Raw genomic sequence first — 23,661 nt, 5'->3', positions numbered from 1 at the left:
GCACGGGCAACTTCAAGCCCATCCATGCCAGGCAGGTTCAAGTCCAGCAACACCAGGTCCGGGTCTTCTTTTTGCCAAAGGGACAGTCCTTCATCTCCATTGTATGCGCCAAGCGCCTGGTATCCATTACGCACCAGGTATGCCTGAAGCACTTTATTCAATTCTTTTTCGTCCTCAACAACCAGTATCTTTGCCATAGATTCACAACTTGTCACTAATTTGACGGTTTACAATTACATTATAGGCTGATTAGTCTGAATAATTGAATATTCACAACTTCTACACAAGCTTAACAGGAAAAATTCAACAGTGATGGTTAGAATTGAGCAATTATTACATGAATTTAAAGGGATATATGAAAAAATCTAATCTTTCACCTAAGTTACGATACAACTGGCTCATCGATGCTGTGCTATTCCTCGGGGCATTGCTGGCTGTCCTTACCGGGATATACTTCCTGGTCTATCCCGTGGGAGGGTACATGGGCGGACGCAACCCTGATTATGGGGTCATTTTTATTTTTGGCCGTGAAACCCTTTCTTGCCGTAGCTGATCATGCCTTCCAGGAAATGGCCAAGCCGTTCACCGTGGGTTTCCACAAAGGAAGCCAGATTGTCCAGCCGATGGCAGGGTGCCTGAAGCACCGCTTTTTTGAGCTCCTCACGCTGGTTTTCAAGATGGTGCAGATAGGCGGCCTGGAGGTCCTCCGACCGGTTGGTTTTCTCAGCGGCTGCGGTGGAGTAGGTCAGATGGATCATGGGGATGTCCTTGCGTCCGGTAATCTGGGACAGGTTCCAGCACAAGGTGCCATAAACACGCAGCAGATCGGTCATGGAGGCGCATTCGTCAATGCGGTTGAGCACGTACAACACCCGGTCTTCGAAGGTCTTGGCCGGCAGGGTGTCCCGCAGGCTGGTATGCGCTTCCCGCACCGTTCCGGCTTTGTGGGGGTCGAACAATACCAGCACCAGATCGGCGATCTGGGCCAGATCGCCGATGACATCCTGATAGTTGTAACCCCGGTCTCGTTCGGTAATGCTGTCCAGCATGCCTGGCGTGTCTATGATGGCCAGGTTTTTCAAAAAAGGTGAATTGACTTTTTTGAGTTTGAAATGGGACGCGAACCGCTGGCCGTGCTTCTTCATGGTCTCGAAGGGGTATTCAGGGTCATTGAGCAGAAATTTGCCGTCGCGCTGATCGGTGACCCGGATCGGTGCGCCATCGGGTTCACTTTCGTCGTAGGTGATCACGGTAAAGGAATCATCCGTCGGCGCCTGCCCGGTACCCTGAACCGTCGTTCCCAAAAACTCATTGATCAGGGTGGATTTACCCGAAGAATAGTTGCCCAGTACCAGCACCTGGGGCCGCCATTTGATATTGGTCTCAAGGGGCACCTCGCTGTATCCGTAGCGCATGGAGACCGGTGTCAAATGCCCGGAGACCATCTCCAGCAGTTCGGTGCGCAGGGCGGTGATATAGTTGTCACGATACATGGACGTCTCCGGACGGCAGACTGGCGCGAGTGGTGAAATCAGCGATTTGCGCGAGAAACGATAGTAGATATAAGGGTTACCTGTAAACAAATCAAGCTTATAACGACAGCGGCCCATCAATCCGAGGCGGACTGTGCATAAAGGAAAATCAGTGGCCACCGCAGCCACAGCCGCAGTCGCTGCAACTTCCGCCGGCGGCCATTGCCCTGACCACTTCACGGTCCTTTGCCCGGACCACAGCGGTGATGGTGACGCGCAGGGAATCGGGGGCCGCTATGCCGGTTTGTTCGCGCAGGGGCAGTTCGAGATGGCCGACGGTTGTACAATAGTCCCCGGGAGCGATATCAAATGTAACGCTTTCACCGACGCCTCTGCCGAAAAGCGCCTTTTCAAAGGGCGTTATACCCGCGGGACCGACACCGTAAATGAACGTAAAGGGTGTGTCTGCGGTTTCACCGGTCGGTGCGTTGCCGGCCGCGAGGTTGAGGGACACTTTCATCAGGTTTTCAATCGTGTGGGTGGGGGTGGACATTCGATCCTCCATTCATCATCGACAATTCCGCAAAACTGGATGCGGTCTTTCGTAAAAGCGTCATGCCTGGTCATCCTTGTTGCAATCGGTGCTGTGCCCCATGCTGCAAGGTTTGATCCAGTGTCCATCCTTGAGATAGTCGATGGTTATCGGTTTCAGGTCCTTGCGCAGGTCTATGAATCGTTGCTTCATGCCGATGAGCCAGTTCCTGTGATTGATGACATCCTGACGGGTCAGAAACAGCTGGTGGTCGGCCGCTTCCATCCGGACGCCGGTCGTGCCATCACTATGCATGTAAATGCTGCCGGAGTTGCTGCAGAGCATGCAGCGGACCCTGTCGCGGCCCAGGAATCGGAAGGTGTCACCACCGCACAAGGAACAGCAGGGATCGACGCGGGAAACCGTGGGATCGAACAGACGCTGGGCCAGGCTTCGGGCGATGCTGCGGTTGCCGTCATCCAGAAAGATCTCCCCAGGCAGGGCGCCATAAACCACCTGGGTTTGTCGAATGTCGGCCAGAATCAATTTGAGGAAGTTCTGGATGCCCAGCAGGGTGCTGCCCTCCATACCGGGGATGCCCGCCACCGCGACCCCAACGGCTGGCTTGCCCCACAACCGATCCACTGAACCGTAAAGGCAAAGCCCGCGGTCCAGAAATCGTTTCAACGCGCTGTGAGCACCCAGGAAATAAGCCGGCGCGGCAAGGATGACCGCGTCAGCCGAGGCGATGGCTTCCAGCACGGTGGCATGGTCATCTTCGATGACACAGTGCCCGTCCTTGAACAGGCAGTGATAGCACCCCTGGCACGGGTCGATCCGAAAATCGGTCAGCCGCAGCAGGTGCAATTCGCAGGGTTCGTCAAGGCCGCGGAATACCTCCTTGACCATGATTTCACAATTGCCCAATCGGCGCGCAGAGCTGACGATGCCCAGAATCTTCTTCATTTGGTTCCACCCAGAATACCCCTGATAGCCGTCGGGATCTCCGCCGGCATCAGCACCACCTTGGCGTTGGTCGACGTGGCGAGGCTTTTCAGGGCCTCCACATATTTTTCACCGATCAGGTACATAATGGGTATTTCGTTGTCCCCGATGGCCTCGGTGACTTTCTGGATGGCCCGCTGGCTGGCCTCGGCCAGGACGACCTTGGCCTGGGCATCGCGTTTGGAGGCCTCCAGGCGGCCTTCGGCCTCCAGAATCGCCGCGGCCTTCTCCCCCTCGGCCCGGGTCACCGCAGCCCGACGCTGGCGCTCGGCGGCGGCTTGCTCTTCCATGGCGGCCTGCATGGTCTGCGAGGGGTTGATGTCCTGAATCTCGACGGTCTTCATGGTAACCCCCCAGTCCGAGATGTCGTCGGAGATGGCCGCCTTGAGTTTGGCCTTGATATGGTCGCGCGAGGAGAGCGCGGCGTCCAGGTCCATCTCACCCACGATGGAACGCAGGGAAGTCTGCACCAGGTTTTGAATGGCGAACTGGTAGTTCTCCACGCCGTAGACGGACTTTTCCGGAGAGATGATATTGATGTAGGCCACGGCGTTGGTGATGATCACGGCATTGTCCCGGGTGATCACCTCCTGGGAAGGAATGTCCATCACGATGTCCTTGGTGGTGACCTTGTGGGCTACCGAGTCAATGTAGGGAATGATTACATTCAGGCCCGGGCCCAGTGTCTTATGGTATTTACCCAGCCGCTGGACCACGTGCTTGCTGCCCTGGGGAACGATGCGGACGCCCAAAAAAAGGGTTACGATCACCAGAACCAAAAAAACAACCACAACGATGAATCCTTCCATGCCTTCCTCCGATCAAAACAATAATGAATGGGGTTATCTGTGTGAGCATGCGGCCCGAAGGGCCACCAGACTATGTTTTTCTGACCACCAGGGTATTGCCGGAAATTTCGGCTACGGTCACCCGGTCGCCGACGGAGACTGCTGAGTCGCAAAGGAAGGGCCACTCCTCCGATCCCAGCAGCGGGACGGAAAACCGTACGGTACCCCGCTGGTTGTGGTTAGATTCCCGGATCACCTGTCCGGTCTCACCGATGGCCGCCTCGCGGGCGAGGCCTGCCCGGGTCCGATCGATCATTCTTGGCCGGATGAGTTTGAACCACAGAAACGTGAATGCGCACGACGCAATGGCCCAGGTGAACAGCTGCCAGGTGAAGCTGATGTCGGCAAGGAGCATCAGGCCGGCCACCAACAGGCCCCCTAAACCGAACCAGAAGATGGTGAAACTTGGAATGAAGATTTCGGCCATGATGAGGACCATGCCAACCACCAGCCAGTGCCAATATTGAATGCTGATATCCATGTTGGTTCCTGAGGTGTTGATGGGTTTAAAATGGTTCGCTTTAGCACAAATCCTGAAGCAGTGAAAGCGACGTCTCGACCGGGCAGTCAATCCCGGCGACCCGGGATCGAAACTGCGGGCAAAAACTCCGGGTTGATCAATAGCCCGGACTCGTCTATATTATCACCCGATTTTACTTGTGTCGAGGCATTGCCGCCGGTTGAAACACGAGCCAATGTCCAACCTATACCAGGCGATGGCAGTGGAGGTACCGTGGTCGTTGACACGATCGGAGAAATCGCCCCTGGCGTGCACATGCTGGGTCACCGTGCCGTGCCGGTCTTTCTGGTGGACGGCGACCATCCGGCCCTGTTCGATGCCGGGTTGGCCTTTCTCGGACCGGTTTATGCCCGACAGATTCGGGACGTCTTGGGACATCGCCAACCGGCGTGGTGTTTTCTCACGCACTCCCATTTTGATCACTGCGGAGCCGCAGCCTATCTTAAAAACCAGTTTCCGCGGATGAAAGTGGTCTGTTCTCCAAAAGCCGCCGCTGTGTTTGGCCGGCCCAATGCCATTGCCCTGATCACCGAACTCAACCGGTTTGCCGCCGGAATGGCCCCTGAGTTTGGTTTCGAGCCGAGCAGCGCGCGCTTCGAACCGTTCAGCGTGGAGGCTACAGCGGGCCAGGGGGATTGTTTCGAGATCTCACCGGGAATAACCGTCCACGCACTGGCGGCACCCGGCCACACCTGGGATTTTCTTGCCTACCATATTCCCCGCAGCAGGCTGCTCGTCTCTTCCGAGGCCCTGGGTACACCGGATGAAACCGGTTATATCGTGACCGATTGCCTGGTTGACTACGATGTCCACTATCAATCCATGCAGCGGCTGAACACCCTGGACGTAGAGATCCTCTGTCTGGGCCACATCTACTCCTGCACCGGCAGTGATGCCAGGCACCATATGGCTGAATCCCTTGCACAAAGCCGCCGGTTTCGGGGCATGGTGGAACAGTTTCTGGTTGAGGAAAAAAGCAATATCCATGCCGTCATGCAGCGGGTCAAAACCTATGAATGGGATGGCAAGCCCGGGCTCCGCCAGCCCGAACCGGCCTATGTGCTCAACCTGGAGGCACGTGTCAACACCATACTGCGAAAATGGCGGGTTTCAAATTAAGCTTCGGAAAATATCCACATTGAAAATTCGACCTTGGTGGCTGGATGGCAGACGTGCATCGCATTTTCCAAAAGCAGGGATCATTATATGACCGCACCTGACCTGACCGTCGACATCGGTGGTCTGAAACTGCTAAACCCGGTGATGACCGCTTCGGGCACCTTCGGCTACGCCCGGGAGTATGCCTCCTACCTTGACCTGAACCGGTTGGGAGGCATCATCGTCAAAGGCCTTTCCCTGGAGCCGGCCAAGGGGAACCCACCCCCGCGGATTGTCGAAACCGACTGCGGCATGCTCAACGCCATCGGACTGGAAAACGTGGGCATCGATGCTTTCATCGTGGACAAACTGCCTTTTTTAAGAACCCTTTGCCCGCCCACCATTGTAAATATTTATGGCAAGACTGTTGAGGAGTATGCCCGGCTGGCCGAACGCATCGAGCCGCTCGATGCGGTCAAAGGGCTGGAGGTGAACATCTCCTGCCCCAATGTCAAAGAGGGCGGCGTGGCTTTTGGTTCGGATCCGCAGCTGGCTCGGGAGGTGGTCCAGGCGGTCCGGGAAAAGACCACCAAACACCTGATGGTCAAGCTCTCGCCCAACGTTACCGATATCGCCCTGATGGCCAGGGTGGCCGAAGATGCCGGGGCGGACGCGCTCTCGCTGATCAACACCATTACCGGCATGGCCGTTGATCTGGCTACCCGCCGCTCTAAACTGGCCAACATCACCGGCGGTCTTTCCGGACCGGCCATCAAGCCCGTGGCCCTGCGCATGGTCTGGCAGGCGGCCCAGGTGGTGAAAATTCCCATCGTGGGTGTGGGCGGCATCATGACCGCCACGGACGCTTTGGAATTCATGCTGGTGGGCGCCACGGCCGTTCAGGTGGGAACGGCCAATTTCGTCAACCCGGGCGCCGCCATGGAGATTATCGACGGTATGCAAAAGTGGCTGCAGGAGCAGGGCATCGAGGATGTCAAACAACTGATCGGTACACTGGCGACCTGACACAGATCCCATGGCTGAGTGATGAAGATGCGGCACGATCGGCCGATTGCCCGGTGAAATCGATTGCATTTTTTCTGATTTGGGATAAATTGACCCGCGATGTTGGCAACGTCAACACAACCCTGATCCGGTGGGTAAAACCGTGCCATCTGATGGCGGGCCGTCAGGTCGGCGCCGACAACTAAAGGAGACAAGAATGAGCAGAAGCGTGTTTGCCTGTGCCATGGCCGTGGTGTTCGTATTCGTCGCTGCCGGTTTGGGGTATGCCGAGGATGTGGAGATCCTGGGAGTGAAATTCCCCACCGAAAAGACCATCGAGGGCAAAACCCTCAAGCTGAACGGGGTTTCCTATCTCAAGAAGCTCGGCTTCGTGAAGGTTTACGCGGTGGGCCTCTATCTTGAGAACCCCACCAAGGATTCCACGGAAGTCATCGAATCCGAGCAGGTCAAATACCTGCTCACCCACTACCTGACCAGCAAGGCCACGGCCGAGAAGATCAGCGAGGGATTTATCGAACTCATGGAGCAGGGCAACACCAAGGAGCTGGTGGATGCCAACCAGGCCGATATCCAGAAATACGCCTCGTGGCTGGACAAGGATATGGCCCCGGGACTGACTTCCGAGTCCGTTTATGTCCCCGGCAAAGGCATTACGCTGACCTACCAGGGACAGGTCAAAGGCACCATCCCGGGCAGCGCCTTCGCCCAGATGGTCTATCGCTACAATGTGGGCGAGAAGGCCGACCGGACGATTCGGGAGGGGTTGCTTGGACTGGGGAAATAGGTGGTCCTGGGCCAGGGCTTGGGGCGCTACCCGGATGGCCCGAAAAACCACTCCCGTTCACCAGCCTGGCCGGTCCGACCCCAGACAGTTCAGGAAGGTGAACGGGTTAAGCCCTTTTGCGCCCTCCGGCCTACAGCCCCTGTGACGCCATTACCGGATGGGCCTTCAGATACTCCAGCCGGTTCAACCCGTTGATATAGGCCTTGGCGCTGGCCGTGATGATGTCCGGATCGGAGCCCCGGCCCAGAGCCATGAGTCCGTTTTCGCGCAGGCGCACGGTGACCTCGCCCTGTGCGTCGGTGCCGCCGGTGAGGGCACTGACGGTGAAGCGCAGCAGTTCGGCCTTGGCATTGGTCAGCTGGGCGATGGTGTTGTAGGCCGAATCGATGGGGCCGTTGCCATAGTTGGCCCCCTGGACGCTGCGGCCGTTGATGGATAGCCTCACGCTGGCCATGGGCAGGACCGTGGTTCCACAGGTGACGTGCAGGTACTCCAAGGAGAAGACTTCGGCCGACCTGAGCACGCCTTCAGTGACCAGGGCTTCCAGGTCCTCGTCCATGACGTGCTTTTTCTTGTCGGCCAGGGTTTTGAACTGCTTGAAGACTGTCTTGAGCTCCTCTTCGGACAGGTCGTATCCCAGGTTTTTCAGATGGGTGTAAAGGGCGTGGCGACCCGAATGCTTGCCCAGCACCAGCTGGTTGCGGCTCAGGCCGATGGTTTCCGGCTTCATGATCTCATAGGTCATGGGATTCTTGAGTATGCCGTCCTGGTGAATGCCCGCTTCGTGGGCAAATGCATTGGCACCCACGACGGCCTTGTTGGGCTGGACCATGATGCCGGTGATCATGCTCACCAGTCGGCTGGTGGAATAGATATGCTCGGTCTGGATGCCGGTGTCGAAAGGCATGAGGTTCCGGCGGGTGTGCAGGGCCATGATCACCTCTTCCAGAGAGGTGTTACCCGCCCGTTCGCCGATGCCGTTGATGGTCACTTCGGCCTGCCGGGCCCCGGCATTGATGGCGGTGATGGTGTTGGCGGTGGCAAGGCCCAGGTCGTTGTGGCAGTGGACGCTCAAGGTGGCCTTGTGCATGTTGGGTGTGTTGGCGGCGACATACCTGACCATTTCCTCGAACTCCTGCGGGATGGCGTAGCCCACCGTGTCGGGCAGATTGACCGTGGTGGCGCCGGCTTCGATGGCTGCGCCGAATATTTTGCAAAGGTAGTCCCGGTCGCTGCGCGAACCGTCTTCGGCGGAAAACTCCACATTGTCGGTGAACGTTCGGGCATACTTTACCGCGTCGACCGCTGCGTCAAGCACCTCGTCCCGGGACATTTTCAGCTTGTAGTCCAGGTGAATGTCCGAAGTGGCGATGAAGGTGTGGATGCGGGGTTTCACGGCGTGCTGGATGGCGCCCCAGGCCTGATCGATGTCGTTCTTGTTGGCGCGCGCCAGGCCGGCCACCTCGGTGGTCTTCAGCCGCCTGGATATCTCCGAAACTGCTTGAAAGTCTCCTTCGGAGGCGGCGGGAAAGCCGGCCTCGATGGTGTCTACGCCCAGTTTTTCCAACTGGACGGCCAGACGCATCTTCTCATTGGTGTTCATGCTGGCGCCGGGACTCTGTTCGCCGTCCCGCAAGGTGGTGTCGAAAATTTTAACGCGTTCGGTCATTGCTGTTCTCCTTCAGATTTGAGGCCCTTTTAAAAATGAGCCTGTCTTTTTTTGCAGGAGCGGTTTCAAGCCGCGATTACTGCTCATTGAATGGTCCTTGAGCGGGTCAGGTATTGTACGACATGGACCAGCCCAGTTGTAAATCCCGGGCGCCCGCGGGTTCGGATGGCCCGCCTGCCTGTCTGGCTTCCTTGGCCAGCTTGAACTGAAAGCTGTCCGCCAGTGCCTGCCAGCTGGCCTCGATGATATCCTCGGAGACGCCGATGGTGCTCCAGATCTGGTCCTGATCCCGCGACTCGATGAATACCCGCACTTTGGCTTTGGTTCCATCCCGGCCATCCACCACGCGAACCTTGAAGTCGACCAGTTTCATGGTGTCCAGATCCGGGTAGAAGTTGCCCAACGCCTTCCGGAGGGCATTGTCCAGGGCGCTCACCGGGCCAAGCCCTTCGGCGGCGGTGATCTCATGGCTGCTGCCGACCGATATCTTGATGGTGGCATGGGCCGAACAGGGCAGATCTTTGTCCTTTTCGATGGTCACCCGGAACGACTCCAGGTCGAACAGCGGCTTGAACTGCTCGGTGAATTTTTCCAGCATGATTTGAAATGAGCCGTCGGCCACATCGAATTGGTAGCCTTCGTCTTCCATCTGCTTGATGGCGGCAACGATGGCCTTGCTGTTCCTGCCATTGGCGCCCAGGTCTACGCCCATCTCCCTGGCCTTGTACTCGACATTGCTTTTGCCGGCCAGGTCGGACATGAGGACGCGGCGCTGGTTGCCCACGGTTTCCGGATTCATGTGTTCGTAAGCCCGAGATTCTTTCATGATTGCGCTGACGTGGATGCCGCCCTTGTGGGCGAAGGCGCTGCGCCCCACGAATGGACGGGTGTTCAGCGGCACGATGTTGGCTGTTTCGCTTACGTACCGGGAGAGACTCTTCAGACCGGCCAACTTTTCTCTGGGAATGCAGGGGTGGTTCATTTTGGTGCTGAGAATGGGGATGATGGTCGTCAGGTCGGCGTTGCCACAGCGTTCGCCGTAGCCGTTGATGGTTCCGTGAACCATAACCGCACCGCAGTTGACGGCACAGATGGCATTGGCCGCGGCCATGCCGCAGTCGTTGTGGGTATGGATGCCCAGTTTCGGATTCCCCGTGTTTCCGAAGCGCTGCTGCAGGTCTGCGTTGACTTGCTGGACGATCGATTCAACTTCCTGGGGCAGGGTGCCGCCGTTGGTATCGCAAAGGACCAGAAAATCAGCGCCGGCGGTATAGGCCGCCGCCAGGGTTTCCAATGCATAGGCCGGGGCATCCTTGAAACCATCGAAAAAATGTTCGGCATCATAGATCACTTCTCGTCGGTTGGCTTTTAAGAAGACGACGCTGTCGGCGATCATGGCCAGGTTCTCTTCGAGGGTGGTCTCCATGATGGATTGCACGTGAAGGGGCCAGCTTTTGCCGAATATGGCCGCTGCCGGCGTGTCGCTTTTAAGGATCGCCTTGAGGTTGGAATCGTCAGCAGCGTCGATGCCGGGTTTGCGGGTGGATCCGAAGGCAGTGATCCGGGCGGTCGTGAAGCGTTCCCGTTTGGCCAGATCAAAAAAGCGGATGTCACGGGGATTGGAGCCGGGCCAGCCGCCCTCAATGTAATGGACACCCATGTCATCCAGCCGCATGGCGATTTTCAGTTTTTCATCGGCTGTGAAGGTTATGTTTTCTCCCTGTGTGCCGTCTCTGAGGGTGGTGTCATAGATTAGGATCGGTTGCATGGTTTCTCCTGACGCTGCAGTAACCACGGGGGCTGGCGCGTGGTTTCGGCCAGGCCCCCTGGGATGATTATTTGCACCGGTTTTCCGGCCGCAGGGCGCGCACCGCAGCACCGGCCCGCCACATTTCCGAATTGTGGATGACTTTGAGTTCTGCATCCAGACGCTGCCGGTAGTCCGGGGCGCTGTTGCATTCCAGGGTCCGGCGGGTCTCTTCGCCGGTGATCACGCTTTCATAGAGCTGTTCGAATACCGGGGCCACGGCGTCCCTGAAGCGGGGGGCCCAGTCCAGGGCGCCGCGCTGGGCGGTGGTGCTGCAGTTGGCGTACATCCAGTCCATGCCGTTCTGGGCGACCAGGCGGATCAGGCTCTGGGTCAACTCTTCCACCGTTTCGTTAAAGGCTTCGCTGGGGCTGTGGCCGTTCTTGCGCAGTACCGCGTACTGGGCTTCCATGACACCGGCCAGGCAGCCCATCAGCACACCGCGCTCGCCGGTGAGGTCGCTGTGGACCTCCTTTTCAAAGGTGGTGGGGAAAAGGTAGCCCGATCCGATGGCAATGCCCAGGGCGATGGTGCGCTCCCTGGCCCGTCCGGTATAATCCTGGTGAATCGCAAAGCTTGAGTTGATGCCGCTGCCGTCCAGAAAGTTGCTTCGCACCGTGGTGCCGGAACCTTTGGGTGCCGCCAGGATCACATCCACATTTTTCGGGGGGTCGATGCCTGTCTGATCGCGGTAAACGATCCCGAAACCGTGGGAAAAATAGAGGGCGTCGCCTTCGTCCAGGCAGGCCTTGATTTTGGGCCACATGGCCACCTGGCCGGCATCGGACAACAGGTACTGAATCACCGTGGCCTTTTTGGCGGCCTCCTCGATGGCAAAAAGCGTCTTGCCGGGAACGAAGCCGTCGGTCACGGCCTTGTCCCAGGAGGCAGTGCCTTTGCGCTGCCCAACGATCACGGCAACACCGTTGTCGCGCATGTTCAGTGCCTGGCCCGGACCTTGGACGCCGTAGCCGAGTACCGCCACGGTCTCCTTTTCCAGCACGTCACGCGCCCGCTGGAGGGTGAATTCATCTGACGTGACCACTTCTTCAATCGTTCCGCCGAAATCAATAGTTGCCATTTTTTACTCCTTAAAAATTTATTATTCCAATTGTTTGGTGTATAATGCCTAATAAATCGGTTTAACTTTTCAATGGTCCATGCCCCAACGGCATACCGTCGATGCTTCAGCGGGGCTCCCTGAACAGGGCGATGGTGCCTGTGCGGGCGATCTTTTTGATGCCCATGGGTTTGAGCAGGTTGACCAGGGCCTTCATCTTGTCTGCGGTCCCGGTCGCCTCGATGATGTAATACTCGGGCCCCACATCGACGACCTTGCATCTGAAAATGTCCACCATCCGCAGAATCTCGTCGCGGTTTTCCGGTTTGGCCCGCACACAGACCAGTGCCATCTCCCGTTGAACCGATCCGGACCCGGTAAGGTCCCTGAGCTTGATCACATTGATGAGTTTTCGAAGCTGCTTTTCGATCTGTTCAACCAGCGGTTGATTGGCTTGGGTGACGATGTTGATCCGTGATACCTTGGGATCGATCGTTTCAGCCACGCAAAGGCTTTCGATGTTGAAACCACGGCCGCTGAACAACCCGACGATCCGGGACAGCACCCCGGGTTCATTGTCCACCAGCATGGTCAAGATGTGTTTCTCTTCCGTCATTTTATTTCCATCCACAAGGGCGCCCCCCCAGGGTGCACCCGCTTTTTAAGAATCCGTCAATCCTAAACCAGCAGCATTTCCGTTATGGGTGCGCCGGCGGGTACCATGGGATACACGCACTCCTCCCGGGCGACCCTGAAATCCATAATCACCGGGCCGGGGGTTTCCAGTCCCTGGCGCAGGACATTTTCCACCTCCTCCGGTCGGGTGGCCCGCAGACCCACGGCACCGAATGCTTCGGCCAGTTTGACGAAATCCGGCGCATGATCCATACATGTACAGGCATAGCGTTTATCGTAGAACAGTTCCTGCCACTGGCGGACCATGCCCAGGAAACAGTTGTTCAAAATGACCACCTTGACCGGCAATTTGTATTGTACCGCGGTCGCCATCTCCTGGATGTTCATCTGGATGCTGCCGTCTCCGGCCACGTCCACCACCAGGGCATCGGGAAAGGCCACCTGGGCGCCGATGGCCGCCGGTAGGCCGAATCCCATGGTCCCCAGACCGCCGGAGGTGATAAAATGCCCCGGACGGTCAAAATGATAGTACTGGGCGGCCCACATCTGGTTTTGCCCCACCTCCGTGGTAATGATGGCCTCGCCGCGGGTCAGTTCGTAAAGCTTTTCCACCACGTACTGGGGTTTGATCTCTTCCTCCTGGACGTAGGCCAGCTTGAAGTTCTGCTTCCACGCGTCGATCTGATCCAGCCAGGGGCCCCGCCTGGCGGTGAGGTCGTCCAGATCCTCTTCAGCCAGGTAGGTGTTGATCACTTCCAGGCTGCTTTTGCAGTCTCCCACCACCGGGACGCCTACCGGTACATTCTTGCGAATGGAAGTGGGGTCGATGTCGATGTGCACGATCTTGGCCTGGGCCGCAAAGCAATCGGTCTTGCCGGTCACCCGGTCATCGAAGCGCACCCCAATGCCGATGAGCAGGTCGCATTCGGCGGTACTCATGTTGGCCCGGTAGGTGCCATGCATCCCGATCATTCCCAGGGAAAGGGGATCGGACCCGGGAAAGGCCCCCAATCCCATGAGGGACATGGTCACCGGGATTCGGGCGCTGCGGGCCAGTTTGGTCAGCGCTTCAGCCCCCTTGGAAAGAATGACGCCGCCACCGGCAAAAATCAGCGGGCGCTCGGCGGCCTTGATCAGGTCTACCACCTTGCGCAGCTGTTTCGTATTGGCCTTGTAGGTGGGGTTGTAGGACTTGAGGTTGACTTTCTGGTTGGGTTTGAAACGGGTCGATGCCTGCTGGACATTTTTGGGAATATCCACCAGCACCGGTCCCGGGCGGCCGGAGCGGGCGATGTGAAAGGCTTCCTTGAGGATTCGGGGAAGCGCCTCCACCGAGGGAACCAGGTAGTTGTGCTTGGTGCAGGGACGGGTGATGCCGACGATGTCCACCTCCTGGAACGCATCGTTGCCGATGAGGTGGGTGGGCACCTGCCCGCTGATAATCACCACAGGGATCGAGTCCATATAGGCGGTGGCAATGCCGGTTACGGCGTTGGTGGCGCCCGGTCCGGAGGTGACCAGACAGACGCCCACCTTGCCGGTGACGCGGGCGTAACCGTCGGCCGCGTGCACCGCACCCTGCTCATGGCGGACCAGGTAGTGGTTGATATCGGTCTTATCCAGGTGGTCGTGGATATCGATGGTGGCGCCTCCGGGAAACCCAAAAATGGAATTCACACCTTCTTCTTTGAGGATTGCCATCAGAATCTGCGCTCCGGTGAGTTGCATTTGCTTGTACTCCTTTTTTAGTGGGCCAGCGGTTGGAGATCGGATGACTGCGTTTAAAGGGCGGACTTTGTCCTCCTGTGCCCCGGCTCCCGGTGATTACCTTACCACCGCTCCCTGGCTGGCCGACGATACCTGTCGGGCGTAGCGGGCCATGTATCCGTGGGTAATTTTTGGTTCAGGCGTCCGCCACTTTGACAGACGCGCATTGATCTCGTCGTCAGCGATCTTCAGGGTGACCGATTTTGCAGGGATATCTATGGCGATGCGATCCCCTTCATGGACGATGGCAATCGGGCCGCGCTGAGCCGCTTCCGGTGAGATGTGGCCGATGGCGGCGCCCCGGGATCCACCCGAAAAGCGGCCGTCGGTAATCAGCGCCACGTGTGCGTCGAGCCCCATGCCGGCGATGGCCGAGGTGGGGGTGAGCATTTCGCGCATGCCCGGCCCACCCCTGGGGCCTTCATAACGCACGACGATCACATCTCCCTTGTTGATCATTCCCTCCATGATGGCGGCAGTTGCCGCTTCTTCGGATTCGAAAACCCTGGCCGGGCCTTCATGGCGCATCATTCCATCGCGTACCGCCGATTGTTTGACCACGCATCCTTCCGGGGAGAGGTTGCCGTAAAGCACGGCCAGACCGCCCTGTTGGTGATAGGGTCGGTCCAGGGGCCGAATTACCTCGGGATCACGGGTAAAGGCAGCGGCTGTGTTTTCGGCGATGGTGTTGCCGGTGACGGTCAAGCAGTCCGCATTGATCAATCCTGCCGTCGCCAGGCTTTTAAGGACTGCGCTGATGCCGCCGGCCCGGTTCAGATCCTGAATGTGGTGAGCGCCGCCGGGGCTAAGGGAGCAGATGTGGGGTGTTTTTTCACTGATTGTGTTGATCATTTTGAGGTTCAGTTCCACGCCGGCCTCGGCGGCGATTGCCGGCAGATGGAGGACCGTGTTGGTGGAGCACCCCAGGGCCATGTCGACGGTCAGGGCATTGTGGAACGCCTCGGGGGTCATGATCATTCTGGCGGTGATCTGTTTTTTCCACAGATCCAGGATTTGAATGCCGGCCTGCTTGGCCAGGCGAACCCTGGCGGAATAGACGGCCGGGATGGTTCCGTTGCCCGGCAGGCCCATGCCGATCACTTCGGTCATACAGTTCATGGAATTGGCGGTGAACATGCCGGCGCATGAGCCGCAGGTTGGGCAGGCGGCCTCTTCGATGGCGGCCAGTTGCCGGGCTTCCATCCTGCCGGCTTTGACAGCGCCGACGGATTCAAAAACAGTAATCAGGTCGATTTTCTGTCCGGGTGTTTCCGGGTGTTCGCCGGCCAGCATGGGACCGCCGCTGATGAAAATTGTGGGCAGATCAAGTCGTGCGGCGGCCATGAGCATACCCGGAACGATCTTGTCGCAGTTGGGGATCATTACCATGGCGTCCAGCGCATGGCCGGTGGCCATCACTTCGATGGAGTCGGCGATGAGTTCGCGGCTGGCCAGAGAGTATTTCATGCCGGTATGATTCATGGCGATTCCGTCGCAGACACCGATGGTGCCGAATTCCACCGGTGTACCGCCGGCCATATAAATTCCGGCTTTGACCGCCTGGGCGAGGGTATCCAGGTGAACGTGGCCGGGAATGGCCGTGTTGACGGCGTTGGCGATGCCGATCAGCGGCCGCTTGATCTCCTCATCCGTGTAGCCGATGGCTTTGAACAGTGCCCGGTGGGGCGCCCGTTCGATCCCTTTTTTGACGCAGTCACTTTTCATGGCCTCGATGTCCTGTTTTAAATGGTTTCCCAAAAAAAAATCCGTTATCGCCCTGGGGGGTGACAACGGATTATGTATTTTCCGGTGTTGGCTGGTTTAGGCCATTATCGCCCCCGTTTCCTCGTCGTGGATAAGGACACCCACTACGAGGATAAGAATAAGACCAATAATATCAATAAGGGCGAAACGGATATTCATCTGTTTATCTTACCAATTTGATGTTGACCTTCCCGTAACAGCCTGTTTCCGGCAAGTCAAGCTTTTTCTTGCCTTTGATCCGGCACACCGTTAAAGTGAGTGCCATAGGCACACATAATTGTCCATCGCTGAAAGGTGGATTGGGTCCCGATCAAAGCCGCAGCAGTTCAATAACTGCCTGCGAAGCGGCGCAATGGCGAGGATTTTTGAGCTTGAAGAAGCCTGAGCCGGCCCACAATCACCCCTTTCGGGATGGGCGTCAGAGGAGATTTGCATCATGGACCAAACTTGGCAATCCTTGAAGGGCCAGTTTCTCATGGCCATGCCCGGGTTGGCTGACCCCAACTTCTACCAGTCCGTTACCTGCCTGTCTGAGCATAATCCGAAAGGGGCCATGGGAATCGTGGTCACGCGGATCCACCCCGAAGTCAACGCCAAGATGATTTTCGATGAACTGCGCCTACCCGCCTCTGCCGGCGCAATAAAAATTCCCGTTCACATCGGTGGGCCGGTTCACATGAATGAACTCTTTGTACTTCATGGTGCGCCTTTAGTCTGGGAAGGCAGCATGATGATAACTGAGGATTTGGCCTTGAGCAATTCGCGCGATATCCTCGAAGCCATTGCTTCGGGCCATGGGCCCGAGGCGTTCATTATCGCTTTGGGGTGTGCCGGCTGGGGACCCGGACAGCTGGAAAGCGAGATCCGCAGCAATACCTGGATCAACGGTCCGTATTCGGAGGAGATCGCCTTTCGGATCGAAGCCGAGAGGCGCTGGGAAGCAGCCATGCAGATGATCGGCATCGACCCGGCGCTGCTCTCCGACACGGCCGGCCATGCCTGAAATTACCGGAGTCGAAACGATTGACACCTTCTGGTCGGGGGTGGGGTGATGGGTGAAAAAGAAAGATGCTCAGGGGGGCGGGTGGCAGGGGCTGTAATCCGGTCCGTTAGGCTTCCGTGTCGTCGTTTTTTTGTTTTTGCTTGGGTTTTTTCTTTTTCAGGCAATCCTTGTCCTTTCTGACGAACGCACAGAGCTTGGGATTATAATACTCCTTGCAGTTAAGTGGATTGTATAATGGGCATTCCGGATGTTTTTCTGACATGTCCCTGGTGTTCCTTATGCTGGATTTGGCGCCTTTGAACCGCCCATTTCGTCACTTTCCGGTTGGCTGTATATCATTAAATCATAAGATTTACAATCCATTGTGTGCATGGACAGGATGCACGCACCCCTTTGCCGAAGGTTGAGAATGCTTTGACAATCGATCCGTTTAAATGTAAAAACCCGGTGACCGGCGCCTGGATGATCACCCACAGGTCGGCCTCGACCGTTGGGCACCCACATCCCTTGCATGCGTAACAATTACCAAACCCGAGAATCGACTCACATGCATACCTACGAAGCGTTGAAGAACCAGCTTGCCCTGATCAGCGATGATACGCTGCGCCTGCTCAACGATATCGAAAAGGTTCCTGAGCTGGTTGATCAGGGGTTTTCTCAGTGGAGGACCACCTGCCGAAACATATCCAGGCAGATGTCCGAGGAGACGATGCGCGTCGCCGTGGTGGGTGCCATCAAATCGGGGAAAAGCACCTTTGTGAATACCCTTTTGGGCGGCGATTACCTCAAGCGGGGTGCCGGTGTGGTAACTTCCATCGTCACCCGGGTGAGAACCGGCAGTCGACTGCGGGCCAGTCTCTACCTTAAAAACTGGGACGAGGTGAATGGTGACATCAATCAGGCCTCGGTGCTGCTGCCTGCACACAAACGGTCCGACGGTGAACCTTCCTTTGACATTCGCCGGGAAAAGGATCGGCAGGTGCTTGAACGGGCGTTGAACGAGCTGCCCGCCGATCAGTTGATAATCAACGATACCCGCAGTGCCGGCAGCGTGCTGTTGACCTCCTATCTGAAGGGCTATGAACGGGCGCAGCCGATTGTTGAAGCCGACCATGCCACTGTTGTTTTCGAGAAGGACCGGTTCCCGCTGCAGCGGGATTTCGTCGGTGATGATTCACTGGCCGTCTACCTCAAGGATGTATTGCTGGAAATCGACGCCCCGGGCCTTGGCCAGACGGTCGAGATTGCCGACTGCCAGGGCAGCGACTCCCCCAATCCGATGCATCTGGCCATGATCCAGGACTACCTGACCCTTGCCCATCTCACGATTTATGTGATCAGCAGCCGCACCGGGCTCCGCCAGGCGGACATCCGGTTTTTGTCCATCATCCGTAAAATGGGAATTCTGGACACGGTGGTCTTCGTGGTGAATTGCGATTTCAGCGAGCACGAATCATTGGCGGATCTTTGCGAAGGGGTTGGCAAGATCGAATCCGAATTGAATCTGATCTGCCCGGAAGCCCAGGTGTTTACCTTTTCTGCATTGTTTCTGCTCATGGTCCGGATGGAATCCGAACTGCCCGAGAGAGAACGCGACCGGCTGGTCCATTGGCGCCGGGAGACGGCCATGGTTGATTTTGCAACGGCGGAGCATACCCGTTTTCAGCGGTTCCTGGATCAAAAGATCAACCGGGAGCGAAGCGCCCTGATGTTAAAAAACCATCTGGAAAGATTAGAGGTCGCATCAACCAGCATTGGCAGCTGGATCACTTTCAGCCGGGATCTGCTGGCCCGGGATGCCGGTGGTGTGCGTGAGCTGGCCGATCGCGCCAATCACCAGAGGGGCCATCTCGATCGTCTCAGGCTGACGGTGAAAAATACCTTGGACGGGGCGGTTTTCCAGGTTAAACGCGACCTTAAAGCCGCCATTGACCGGTTTTTCGACGCGCATGCCGACGGCGTTGTTGCCGGCACCGTCCGATTTGTGCGTGCTTATCAGGTGGAGATGCCACGCTACGATGAAAGCCTGATTGCCGTGGGGTTTACCCAAACCTTGTACATGGTGTTCCAGGAGTTTAAACAGGCAGTGGACGCCCACATGGCTGAAGTCGTCAACCCCCAGGTTATCCGATTCGTCAAGGCGCAGGAAAAAAGGCTCGTCGGCTATCTGGACGAGATTGCCGAACCCTATGCCGACATGATCGACGACGCCCTGGAAAACGATGCCAACGCCATGGAGGATGGCAGGACACCCAAACGGCGGGCGTCCACTGCAGTAAGCATTGGTGCGGACCTGGAAACGATCCGCAGGACGGCGGGTTTGTCGCTGCCGCAGGCGGCGGCAACCATGCGCTATTCCGGCCAGATAAAAACCGAAGCGGTCATGCGCTTCGGGTTCTACAAGATTGTCAACCTGGTCAAGAAAGCCCTGAAAAAATCGGCTGACAAGGCTCACCAGGAACAGTTCCTCGCGCTCGCTTCGGGAGTAAAACGCATGCAGCGTGAGACCGAACGGTCCATTTTGTTTCACCTGAAAGACTACAAGGAGAACCTCAAGTTCCAGTACATGCTGAGGCTGGTCGATGCTGCCGCCGCTGCCCTGCACCACCGGATTCTGGAACGGTTTCAGCACCATGGTGCCGATCTGACCAGGCTGGTTGAACTGGTGGTCGAGCAGCGTCTGGACAAGGAGAAGGTGTCGGCGGCTCTCGTGCGCATGGAAGCGTCCTGTCGAACCATCCAGGCGGAAATCGGCCGCATGAAGGCGGATCTTGAGAAAATCAAAGGCTGACGCAATCCATAACCGTGCATTGTCGGTGGTGGTCTGATATCCGGATTCGACCCATATAACGGAAGGGAGACAAAATGGCCAAAAAGAAAACCCGATCCATTGCGGTGGCAAACGAGAAGGGCGGGGTGGGCAAGACGGTTACGGTGATTAATTTAGCGGCGGCATTGACGTTGGCCAATAAATCCGTGCTGGTTGTGGACATGGATCCACAAGCCAATGCCACCAAAGGGCTGGGGGTAATGCCCGATGACGAACGGTCCTCGGTTTACGACCTGGTTATGAACAACGGCCGTAAACCAGTCTCGGAAACAGTCATTCCCACGCAGTGGGACGGGCTCCACCTGATTCCTTCGCATGTTGATCTCTCCGGTGCCGAAGTGGAGCTGGTTGATGTCCAAGGGCGTGAAAACCGGCTCAAGGATGCCCTGGCACCGGTTTTCGGCAACTACGATTTCATTCTCATGGACACACCACCCAGCCTCTCTCTGCTCACGATCAATGTCTTCTCGTGTGCGTCCGAAGTGCTGGTGCCCTGCCAGACCCACCCCTATGCGTTCGGGGCCCTCGCCGAGCTTTTCGACACCATCGAGGCGGTGCGTGAAGAGATCAACCCCAGTCTGGTCATCTCCGGTATCATCCCGACGCTGGTCGATCTGCGTACCCGGGTGGCCAATGTTGTCATGGAGCAACTCAAAACCGATGAACGCTATCGGGACCTGGTGTTCCGAACCGCTATCCGCAGCAATACCACCATCGCCGAAAGTGCCGAGGTGGGCAAGCCCGTTGTGTTCTACCGCCGAAGCAGCTATGGGGCCATCGACTACAATGACCTGGCGAATGAGTTGCTGGCAAGGGCGGACGGATAGCTTTCAGCCGGTGGCGCAAGGCTGACAACCATGTGAAAATGGTCATGGCGGTTATTTTCTGTCGACCCGGGCATGGACCGATTGCCTATTGCTGTCAGCTATTTAGCACGATAGAGTCTCAGACTGTTGGAGACCACTGTGATGCTGGAAAAGGCCATGGCCAGGGCTGCCAGGATGGGATGCAGCTGCCGCAGCATCATGGGTAGACCCTCAAACGGATAAAGCACACCGGCCGCAACCGGGATCAGGACGGCGTTGTAAAAAAAGGCCCAGAACAGGTTTTGGCGGATGGTTGCCATGGTGGCGCGGCTCAAGGTGATGGCCCTGGGAACACCGGTCAACGATCCGGCAGCCAGGATTACATCGGCCGTTTCGATGGCGACATCGGTGCCGGTGCCGATGGCGAAGCCCACGTCGGCCTGGGCCAGCGCCGGGGCATCATTGATGCCGTCTCCCACCATGGCCACGGTTTTCCCCGCCGCCTGCAGGGCTTTGACCCGCAACGCTTTATCTTCGGGTCGCACCTCGGCCGCCACATGGTCCACACCGGCCTGGCGACCGATGGTTTCGGCTGCCTGACGGTTGTCTCCGGTGAGCATCACCGTCTCCAGGCCCATCTGTTTCAAACGGGCAATGGCCCCGGGTGAGTCCGCCTTGATGCGGTCGGACACGCAGATCAGCCCTATCACCCGGTTGGCTTCAACGGCCACCATGGTGGTTTTCCCCTGGGCTTGAAAAGACGAAATCAGTTGGGCCATTGCGGGCGAAATCAATTCTGCCTGCCTGTCAAACCAGTCGGGTTTGCCCACTTGAACCAGGCGGCCGTTTACCTGCGCCTCCACCCCGTCACCTCCATGGGCCTTGAATGCCTCCGGCGGCGTCAGCGTCAGTCCCGATTCCTGTGCTTTCTTGACGATGGCCCTGCCCAGGGGGTGCTCAGAGCCTTTTTCCACGGAAGCAGCCATGCGCAGCAGTTCATTTTCCGTTATTCCGCTGCCTGTGGCGGGGACCAGATCGGTGACCACCGGTTTGCCTGCAGTGATGGTACCGGTTTTGTCCAGAACCACGGTGGACAAGCGGGTGGCACCCTCCAGTGCGCGGCTGTTTTTGAAGAGCATTCCCTGTTCGGCACCCTTGCCGGTGCCGGCCATGATGGCCGTTGGCGTGGCCAAACCTAACGCGCAGGGGCAGGCGATTACCAGGACGGCCACCATGCGGATCATGGCAGTCACAAAATCACCGGAGACAATCCACCAGATGGCGAAAACCAACCCGGCGACAACAATGATCACCGGAACAAAGACGGCGGCGACTCGATCGGCCAGGGCCTGGATAGGGGCTTTGCTGCCCTGGGCCTCCTGCACCAGGCGGATGATCTGGGCAAGGGCCGTTTCCCGGCCCACCCGGGTGGCCGTGAATACCAATAACCCCTGGCTGTTGATGGTACCGGTGGCTACTGTGTCGCCGATCTTTTTGTCCACAGGCAGGGGCTCCCCGGTTAGCATGGATTCATCCACTGCGGAGGCACCATCGGTGACCCGACCGTCGACGGGGATGCGTTCACCCGGTCGAACCAGAAGCAGGTCGCCCGCGCGCACCTGATCGATGGGCGTCTCCTGCTCGATTCCATCATGGAGCACGGTGGCGGTTTTGGGACGCAGTCCCATGAGCTTGCGGATCGCGCTGCCCGTCTTGCCCTTGGTGCGGACTTCGAGCAGCTTGCCCATTTTAATCAGGGTGATGATGACTGCCGATGTTTCGAAATAGACATGACCACCCAAGGCGGGCAGCAGCAGCACAGCCAGGGAATAGCCGTAGGCGGTGGATGACCCCATGGCCACCAGCACGTCCATATTGGCGCTTTTGTTGCGCAGGCTCTTCAATCCGCTGACATAATAGTCCCAACCGGTATAAAACTGCACCGGTGTAGCCAGCAATAAAAACAAAACGTTTACCCATGGCTGGTGGCTCCATGGTCCGATGAGGCCAAAATCCCTGGCCATGCTGATCATAAACAGGGGCAGGGCGAAGATGACGCCGACAACAAACTTGCGGGTTTGGTCGGCGACCTCCCGCCGGCGGGCTTCGGCCTCGGCGTCTTGCGGTTCGCCCTGCGGTTCGATCAGGGCACCGTAGCCGGCCTTTTCAACCGTTGCCGCCAAATCGTCAAGGGTGACCATGGATGGAAGATAATCAACCGTCGCCCGTTCCGTGGCAACATTCACAACGGCCTTAACCACCCCCGGGACCTTCTGGCCTAGCGCCCGCTCCACGTTCGTGGCGCAGTTGGTGCAGGTCATACCCGTGACCGGAAAATCGATACGGGCAGTGGCGACTGAAAATCCAAGTTTTTCAATATGTTGAATCAGATCGAGCGGTGACGCCAGATCGGGATCGTAGACCACCGACGCCTGCTCTGCGGCGAAGTTGACATTGGCCTCGCTGACACCGGGCAATTTACTCAACCCCCGTGAAATGTTCGCGGCACAGTTGGCGCAGGTCATGCCCGTGACCGGCAGCATGAGGTTTTTGATGGTCATGGTTGGGCCGGGTAATTGATTTCCGCCAGGGTGTCGCGGATGCGTGACAGGGATGCCGGGGCATCCCAGCGGATGGTAACGGTTTTGGTTGCGGCGTCGGCTTTTACCGAGGCTACCCCGTCCATATCGGCCAATTCAGATTCGATGGCAGATACGCAGTGGCCACAGGAAATATTGGGAACGTTTAGCGTCTCTTGGCTCATGGGATCCTCCTTGAAATGCAATCAGGGTGTTCAGCGTGTTCGCCCCCCTGTGCAAGCGATGGGAAAAGCGTGAGTCAGAAATTGCTCAGTTTGAACCGCAACAGCGAGCGCATTCCCCGTCGCTTGCGGCGGGGTTAGCGAGTGAATCTAAAATAGACCGTATCCTTACGGTCGAAGATTCCTCGCCGCTTGCGGCGAGGTTCTTCAATTATGAAAACCGGTGTGCAAGGGGGGATTAGATATGTCATCAGACAAAAGATTGTATCTATA

General features: G+C 57.5%; 21 protein-coding genes. 6 read left to right on the top strand and 15 right to left on the bottom strand.

What is annotated here, in order from left to right:
- From R6V78_RS08225 to R6V78_RS08200, 6 genes are all read right to left on the bottom strand, one after another.
- The coding region (locus R6V78_RS08225) for a response regulator transcription factor (protein WP_410288861.1) at nucleotides 1–197 on the bottom strand (197 nt) is incomplete at its 3' end.
- A 318-nt stretch (nucleotides 198–515) separates the two neighbouring features.
- A complete protein-coding gene (locus R6V78_RS08220; RefSeq protein ID WP_410288860.1) occupies nucleotides 516–1,493 on the bottom strand; it encodes a dynamin family protein in 978 nt (325 codons plus the stop codon).
- A gap of 148 nt (nucleotides 1,494–1,641) precedes the next feature.
- Nucleotides 1,642–2,025 (bottom strand): hypothetical protein, encoded by a 384-nt coding sequence (locus tag R6V78_RS08215; RefSeq protein ID WP_410288859.1) that lies wholly within the window; start codon nucleotides 2,023–2,025, stop codon nucleotides 1,642–1,644.
- Between the two features lie 60 nt (nucleotides 2,026–2,085).
- Nucleotides 2,086–2,970 (bottom strand): flavodoxin family protein, encoded by an 885-nt coding sequence (locus R6V78_RS08210; RefSeq protein ID WP_410288858.1) that lies wholly within the window; start codon nucleotides 2,968–2,970, stop codon nucleotides 2,086–2,088.
- A complete protein-coding gene (locus R6V78_RS08205; RefSeq protein WP_410288857.1) occupies nucleotides 2,967–3,818 on the bottom strand; it encodes an SPFH domain-containing protein in 852 nt (283 codons plus the stop codon). The genes R6V78_RS08210 and R6V78_RS08205 overlap by 4 nt, the downstream gene beginning before the upstream one ends.
- 70 nt (nucleotides 3,819–3,888) lie before the next feature.
- Nucleotides 3,889–4,338, bottom strand: a complete 450-nt coding sequence (locus R6V78_RS08200) for an NfeD family protein (RefSeq protein WP_410288856.1) — start codon at nucleotides 4,336–4,338, stop codon at nucleotides 3,889–3,891.
- Between the two features lie 252 nt (nucleotides 4,339–4,590).
- Between R6V78_RS08200 and R6V78_RS08195 the strand changes: the two genes are divergently transcribed.
- The 3 genes from R6V78_RS08195 (at nucleotide 4,591) to R6V78_RS08185 (ending at nucleotide 7,285) form a co-directional block, all read left to right on the top strand.
- A complete protein-coding gene (locus tag R6V78_RS08195) occupies nucleotides 4,591–5,496 on the top strand; it encodes an MBL fold metallo-hydrolase (protein ID WP_410288855.1) in 906 nt (301 codons plus the stop codon).
- Between the two features lie 87 nt (nucleotides 5,497–5,583).
- Entirely contained in the window at nucleotides 5,584–6,501 is a 918-nt protein-coding gene (locus R6V78_RS08190; RefSeq protein WP_410288854.1) for a dihydroorotate dehydrogenase, read from the top strand.
- 196 nt (nucleotides 6,502–6,697) lie between these two features.
- Complete coding sequence (locus tag R6V78_RS08185; protein WP_410288853.1) at nucleotides 6,698–7,285, top strand: chalcone isomerase family protein; 588 nt, start codon at nucleotides 6,698–6,700, stop codon at nucleotides 7,283–7,285.
- A 130-nt stretch (nucleotides 7,286–7,415) separates the two neighbouring features.
- Here the strand turns inward: R6V78_RS08185 and R6V78_RS08180 are convergent, their stop codons facing one another.
- From R6V78_RS08180 to ilvD, 6 genes are all read right to left on the bottom strand, one after another.
- Nucleotides 7,416–8,954: a 2-isopropylmalate synthase gene (locus tag R6V78_RS08180; RefSeq protein ID WP_410288852.1), complete on the bottom strand. Its 1,539-nt coding sequence runs from the start codon at nucleotides 8,952–8,954 to the stop codon at nucleotides 7,416–7,418.
- A gap of 106 nt (nucleotides 8,955–9,060) precedes the next feature.
- Nucleotides 9,061–10,722, bottom strand: coding sequence for a citramalate synthase (cimA, locus tag R6V78_RS08175; RefSeq protein WP_410288851.1), 1,662 nt, complete (start codon nucleotides 10,720–10,722; stop codon nucleotides 9,061–9,063).
- A 67-nt stretch (nucleotides 10,723–10,789) separates the two neighbouring features.
- A complete protein-coding gene (gene ilvC, locus R6V78_RS08170) occupies nucleotides 10,790–11,842 on the bottom strand; it encodes a ketol-acid reductoisomerase (RefSeq protein ID WP_410288850.1) in 1,053 nt (350 codons plus the stop codon).
- A 106-nt stretch (nucleotides 11,843–11,948) separates the two neighbouring features.
- Nucleotides 11,949–12,437 carry an acetolactate synthase small subunit gene (gene ilvN / locus R6V78_RS08165; RefSeq protein ID WP_410288849.1) on the bottom strand — a complete coding sequence of 163 codons (489 nt, stop codon included), beginning with the start codon at nucleotides 12,435–12,437 and terminating at the stop codon, nucleotides 11,949–11,951.
- Between the two features lie 62 nt (nucleotides 12,438–12,499).
- Nucleotides 12,500–14,185, bottom strand: coding sequence for a biosynthetic-type acetolactate synthase large subunit (ilvB, locus tag R6V78_RS08160; protein ID WP_410288848.1), 1,686 nt, complete (start codon nucleotides 14,183–14,185; stop codon nucleotides 12,500–12,502).
- 96 nt (nucleotides 14,186–14,281) lie between these two features.
- Entirely contained in the window at nucleotides 14,282–15,949 is a 1,668-nt protein-coding gene (ilvD, locus tag R6V78_RS08155) for a dihydroxy-acid dehydratase (protein WP_410288847.1), read from the bottom strand.
- Nucleotides 15,950–16,424: 475 nt separating this feature from the next.
- On the opposite strand from ilvD, the gene R6V78_RS08150 reads away from it, so the two are divergent.
- Complete coding sequence (locus R6V78_RS08150) at nucleotides 16,425–16,991, top strand: YqgE/AlgH family protein (protein WP_410288846.1); 567 nt, start codon at nucleotides 16,425–16,427, stop codon at nucleotides 16,989–16,991.
- 106 nt (nucleotides 16,992–17,097) lie between these two features.
- Here the strand turns inward: R6V78_RS08150 and R6V78_RS08145 are convergent, their stop codons facing one another.
- A complete protein-coding gene (locus tag R6V78_RS08145) occupies nucleotides 17,098–17,253 on the bottom strand; it encodes a hypothetical protein (protein ID WP_410288845.1) in 156 nt (51 codons plus the stop codon).
- A gap of 285 nt (nucleotides 17,254–17,538) precedes the next feature.
- Here R6V78_RS08145 and R6V78_RS08140 point away from each other — a divergent pair, with 285 nt between their 5' ends.
- Together R6V78_RS08140 and R6V78_RS08135 are read left to right on the top strand one after the other, a co-directional pair.
- The gene (locus R6V78_RS08140) at nucleotides 17,539–19,782 is read left to right on the top strand and encodes a dynamin family protein (protein WP_410288844.1); all 2,244 of its coding nucleotides are present in this window, start codon (nucleotides 17,539–17,541) and stop codon (nucleotides 19,780–19,782) included.
- 74 nt (nucleotides 19,783–19,856) lie between these two features.
- Nucleotides 19,857–20,648 (top strand): ParA family protein, encoded by a 792-nt coding sequence (locus R6V78_RS08135; RefSeq protein ID WP_410288843.1) that lies wholly within the window; start codon nucleotides 19,857–19,859, stop codon nucleotides 20,646–20,648.
- A gap of 98 nt (nucleotides 20,649–20,746) precedes the next feature.
- Here the strand turns inward: R6V78_RS08135 and R6V78_RS08130 are convergent, their stop codons facing one another.
- Together R6V78_RS08130 and R6V78_RS08125 are read right to left on the bottom strand one after the other, a co-directional pair.
- Nucleotides 20,747–23,188 carry a heavy metal translocating P-type ATPase gene (locus R6V78_RS08130; RefSeq protein ID WP_410288842.1) on the bottom strand — a complete coding sequence of 814 codons (2,442 nt, stop codon included), beginning with the start codon at nucleotides 23,186–23,188 and terminating at the stop codon, nucleotides 20,747–20,749.
- Complete coding sequence (locus R6V78_RS08125) at nucleotides 23,185–23,391, bottom strand: heavy-metal-associated domain-containing protein (protein ID WP_410288841.1); 207 nt, start codon at nucleotides 23,389–23,391, stop codon at nucleotides 23,185–23,187. The genes R6V78_RS08130 and R6V78_RS08125 overlap by 4 nt, the downstream gene beginning before the upstream one ends.
- Nucleotides 23,392–23,661: the final 270 nt, after the last annotated feature.

Origin of the sequence: Desulfosarcina sp. (assembly GCF_046496365.1) — a bacterium.
Taxonomy (GTDB): domain Bacteria; phylum Desulfobacterota; class Desulfobacteria; order Desulfobacterales; family Desulfosarcinaceae; genus Desulfosarcina.
The sequence above is the reverse complement of the archived record's forward strand: the minus strand, read 5'-3'. Positions and strand labels throughout refer to the sequence as shown.

Excerpts from the sequence above, each read along its gene's own strand:
- ilvB (WP_410288848.1), bottom strand. The coding sequence starts at position 14,185 with ATGCAACTCACCGGAGCGCAGATTCTGATGGCAATCCTCAAAGAAGAA.
- R6V78_RS08200 (WP_410288856.1), bottom strand. The coding sequence starts at position 4,338 with ATGGATATCAGCATTCAATATTGGCACTGGCTGGTGGTTGGCATGGTC.
- R6V78_RS08185 (WP_410288853.1), top strand. The coding sequence starts at position 6,698 with ATGAGCAGAAGCGTGTTTGCCTGTGCCATGGCCGTGGTGTTCGTATTC.
- R6V78_RS08135 (WP_410288843.1), top strand. The coding sequence starts at position 19,857 with ATGGCCAAAAAGAAAACCCGATCCATTGCGGTGGCAAACGAGAAGGGC.
- R6V78_RS08210 (WP_410288858.1), bottom strand. The coding sequence starts at position 2,970 with ATGAAGAAGATTCTGGGCATCGTCAGCTCTGCGCGCCGATTGGGCAAT.
- R6V78_RS08150 (WP_410288846.1), top strand. The coding sequence starts at position 16,425 with ATGGACCAAACTTGGCAATCCTTGAAGGGCCAGTTTCTCATGGCCATG.
- R6V78_RS08125 (WP_410288841.1), bottom strand. The coding sequence starts at position 23,391 with ATGAGCCAAGAGACGCTAAACGTTCCCAATATTTCCTGTGGCCACTGC.
- R6V78_RS08145 (WP_410288845.1), bottom strand. The coding sequence starts at position 17,253 with ATGTCAGAAAAACATCCGGAATGCCCATTATACAATCCACTTAACTGC.
- cimA (WP_410288851.1), bottom strand. The coding sequence starts at position 10,722 with ATGCAACCGATCCTAATCTATGACACCACCCTCAGAGACGGCACACAG.
- R6V78_RS08215 (WP_410288859.1), bottom strand. The coding sequence starts at position 2,025 with ATGTCCACCCCCACCCACACGATTGAAAACCTGATGAAAGTGTCCCTC.
- R6V78_RS08205 (WP_410288857.1), bottom strand. The coding sequence starts at position 3,818 with ATGGAAGGATTCATCGTTGTGGTTGTTTTTTTGGTTCTGGTGATCGTA.
- ilvN (WP_410288849.1), bottom strand. The coding sequence starts at position 12,437 with ATGACGGAAGAGAAACACATCTTGACCATGCTGGTGGACAATGAACCC.
- ilvD (WP_410288847.1), bottom strand. The coding sequence starts at position 15,949 with ATGAAAAGTGACTGCGTCAAAAAAGGGATCGAACGGGCGCCCCACCGG.
- R6V78_RS08180 (WP_410288852.1), bottom strand. The coding sequence starts at position 8,954 with ATGACCGAACGCGTTAAAATTTTCGACACCACCTTGCGGGACGGCGAA.
- ilvC (WP_410288850.1), bottom strand. The coding sequence starts at position 11,842 with ATGGCAACTATTGATTTCGGCGGAACGATTGAAGAAGTGGTCACGTCA.
- R6V78_RS08130 (WP_410288842.1), bottom strand. The coding sequence starts at position 23,188 with ATGACCATCAAAAACCTCATGCTGCCGGTCACGGGCATGACCTGCGCC.
- R6V78_RS08220 (WP_410288860.1), bottom strand. The coding sequence starts at position 1,493 with ATGTATCGTGACAACTATATCACCGCCCTGCGCACCGAACTGCTGGAG.
- R6V78_RS08190 (WP_410288854.1), top strand. The coding sequence starts at position 5,584 with ATGACCGCACCTGACCTGACCGTCGACATCGGTGGTCTGAAACTGCTA.
- R6V78_RS08140 (WP_410288844.1), top strand. The coding sequence starts at position 17,539 with ATGCATACCTACGAAGCGTTGAAGAACCAGCTTGCCCTGATCAGCGAT.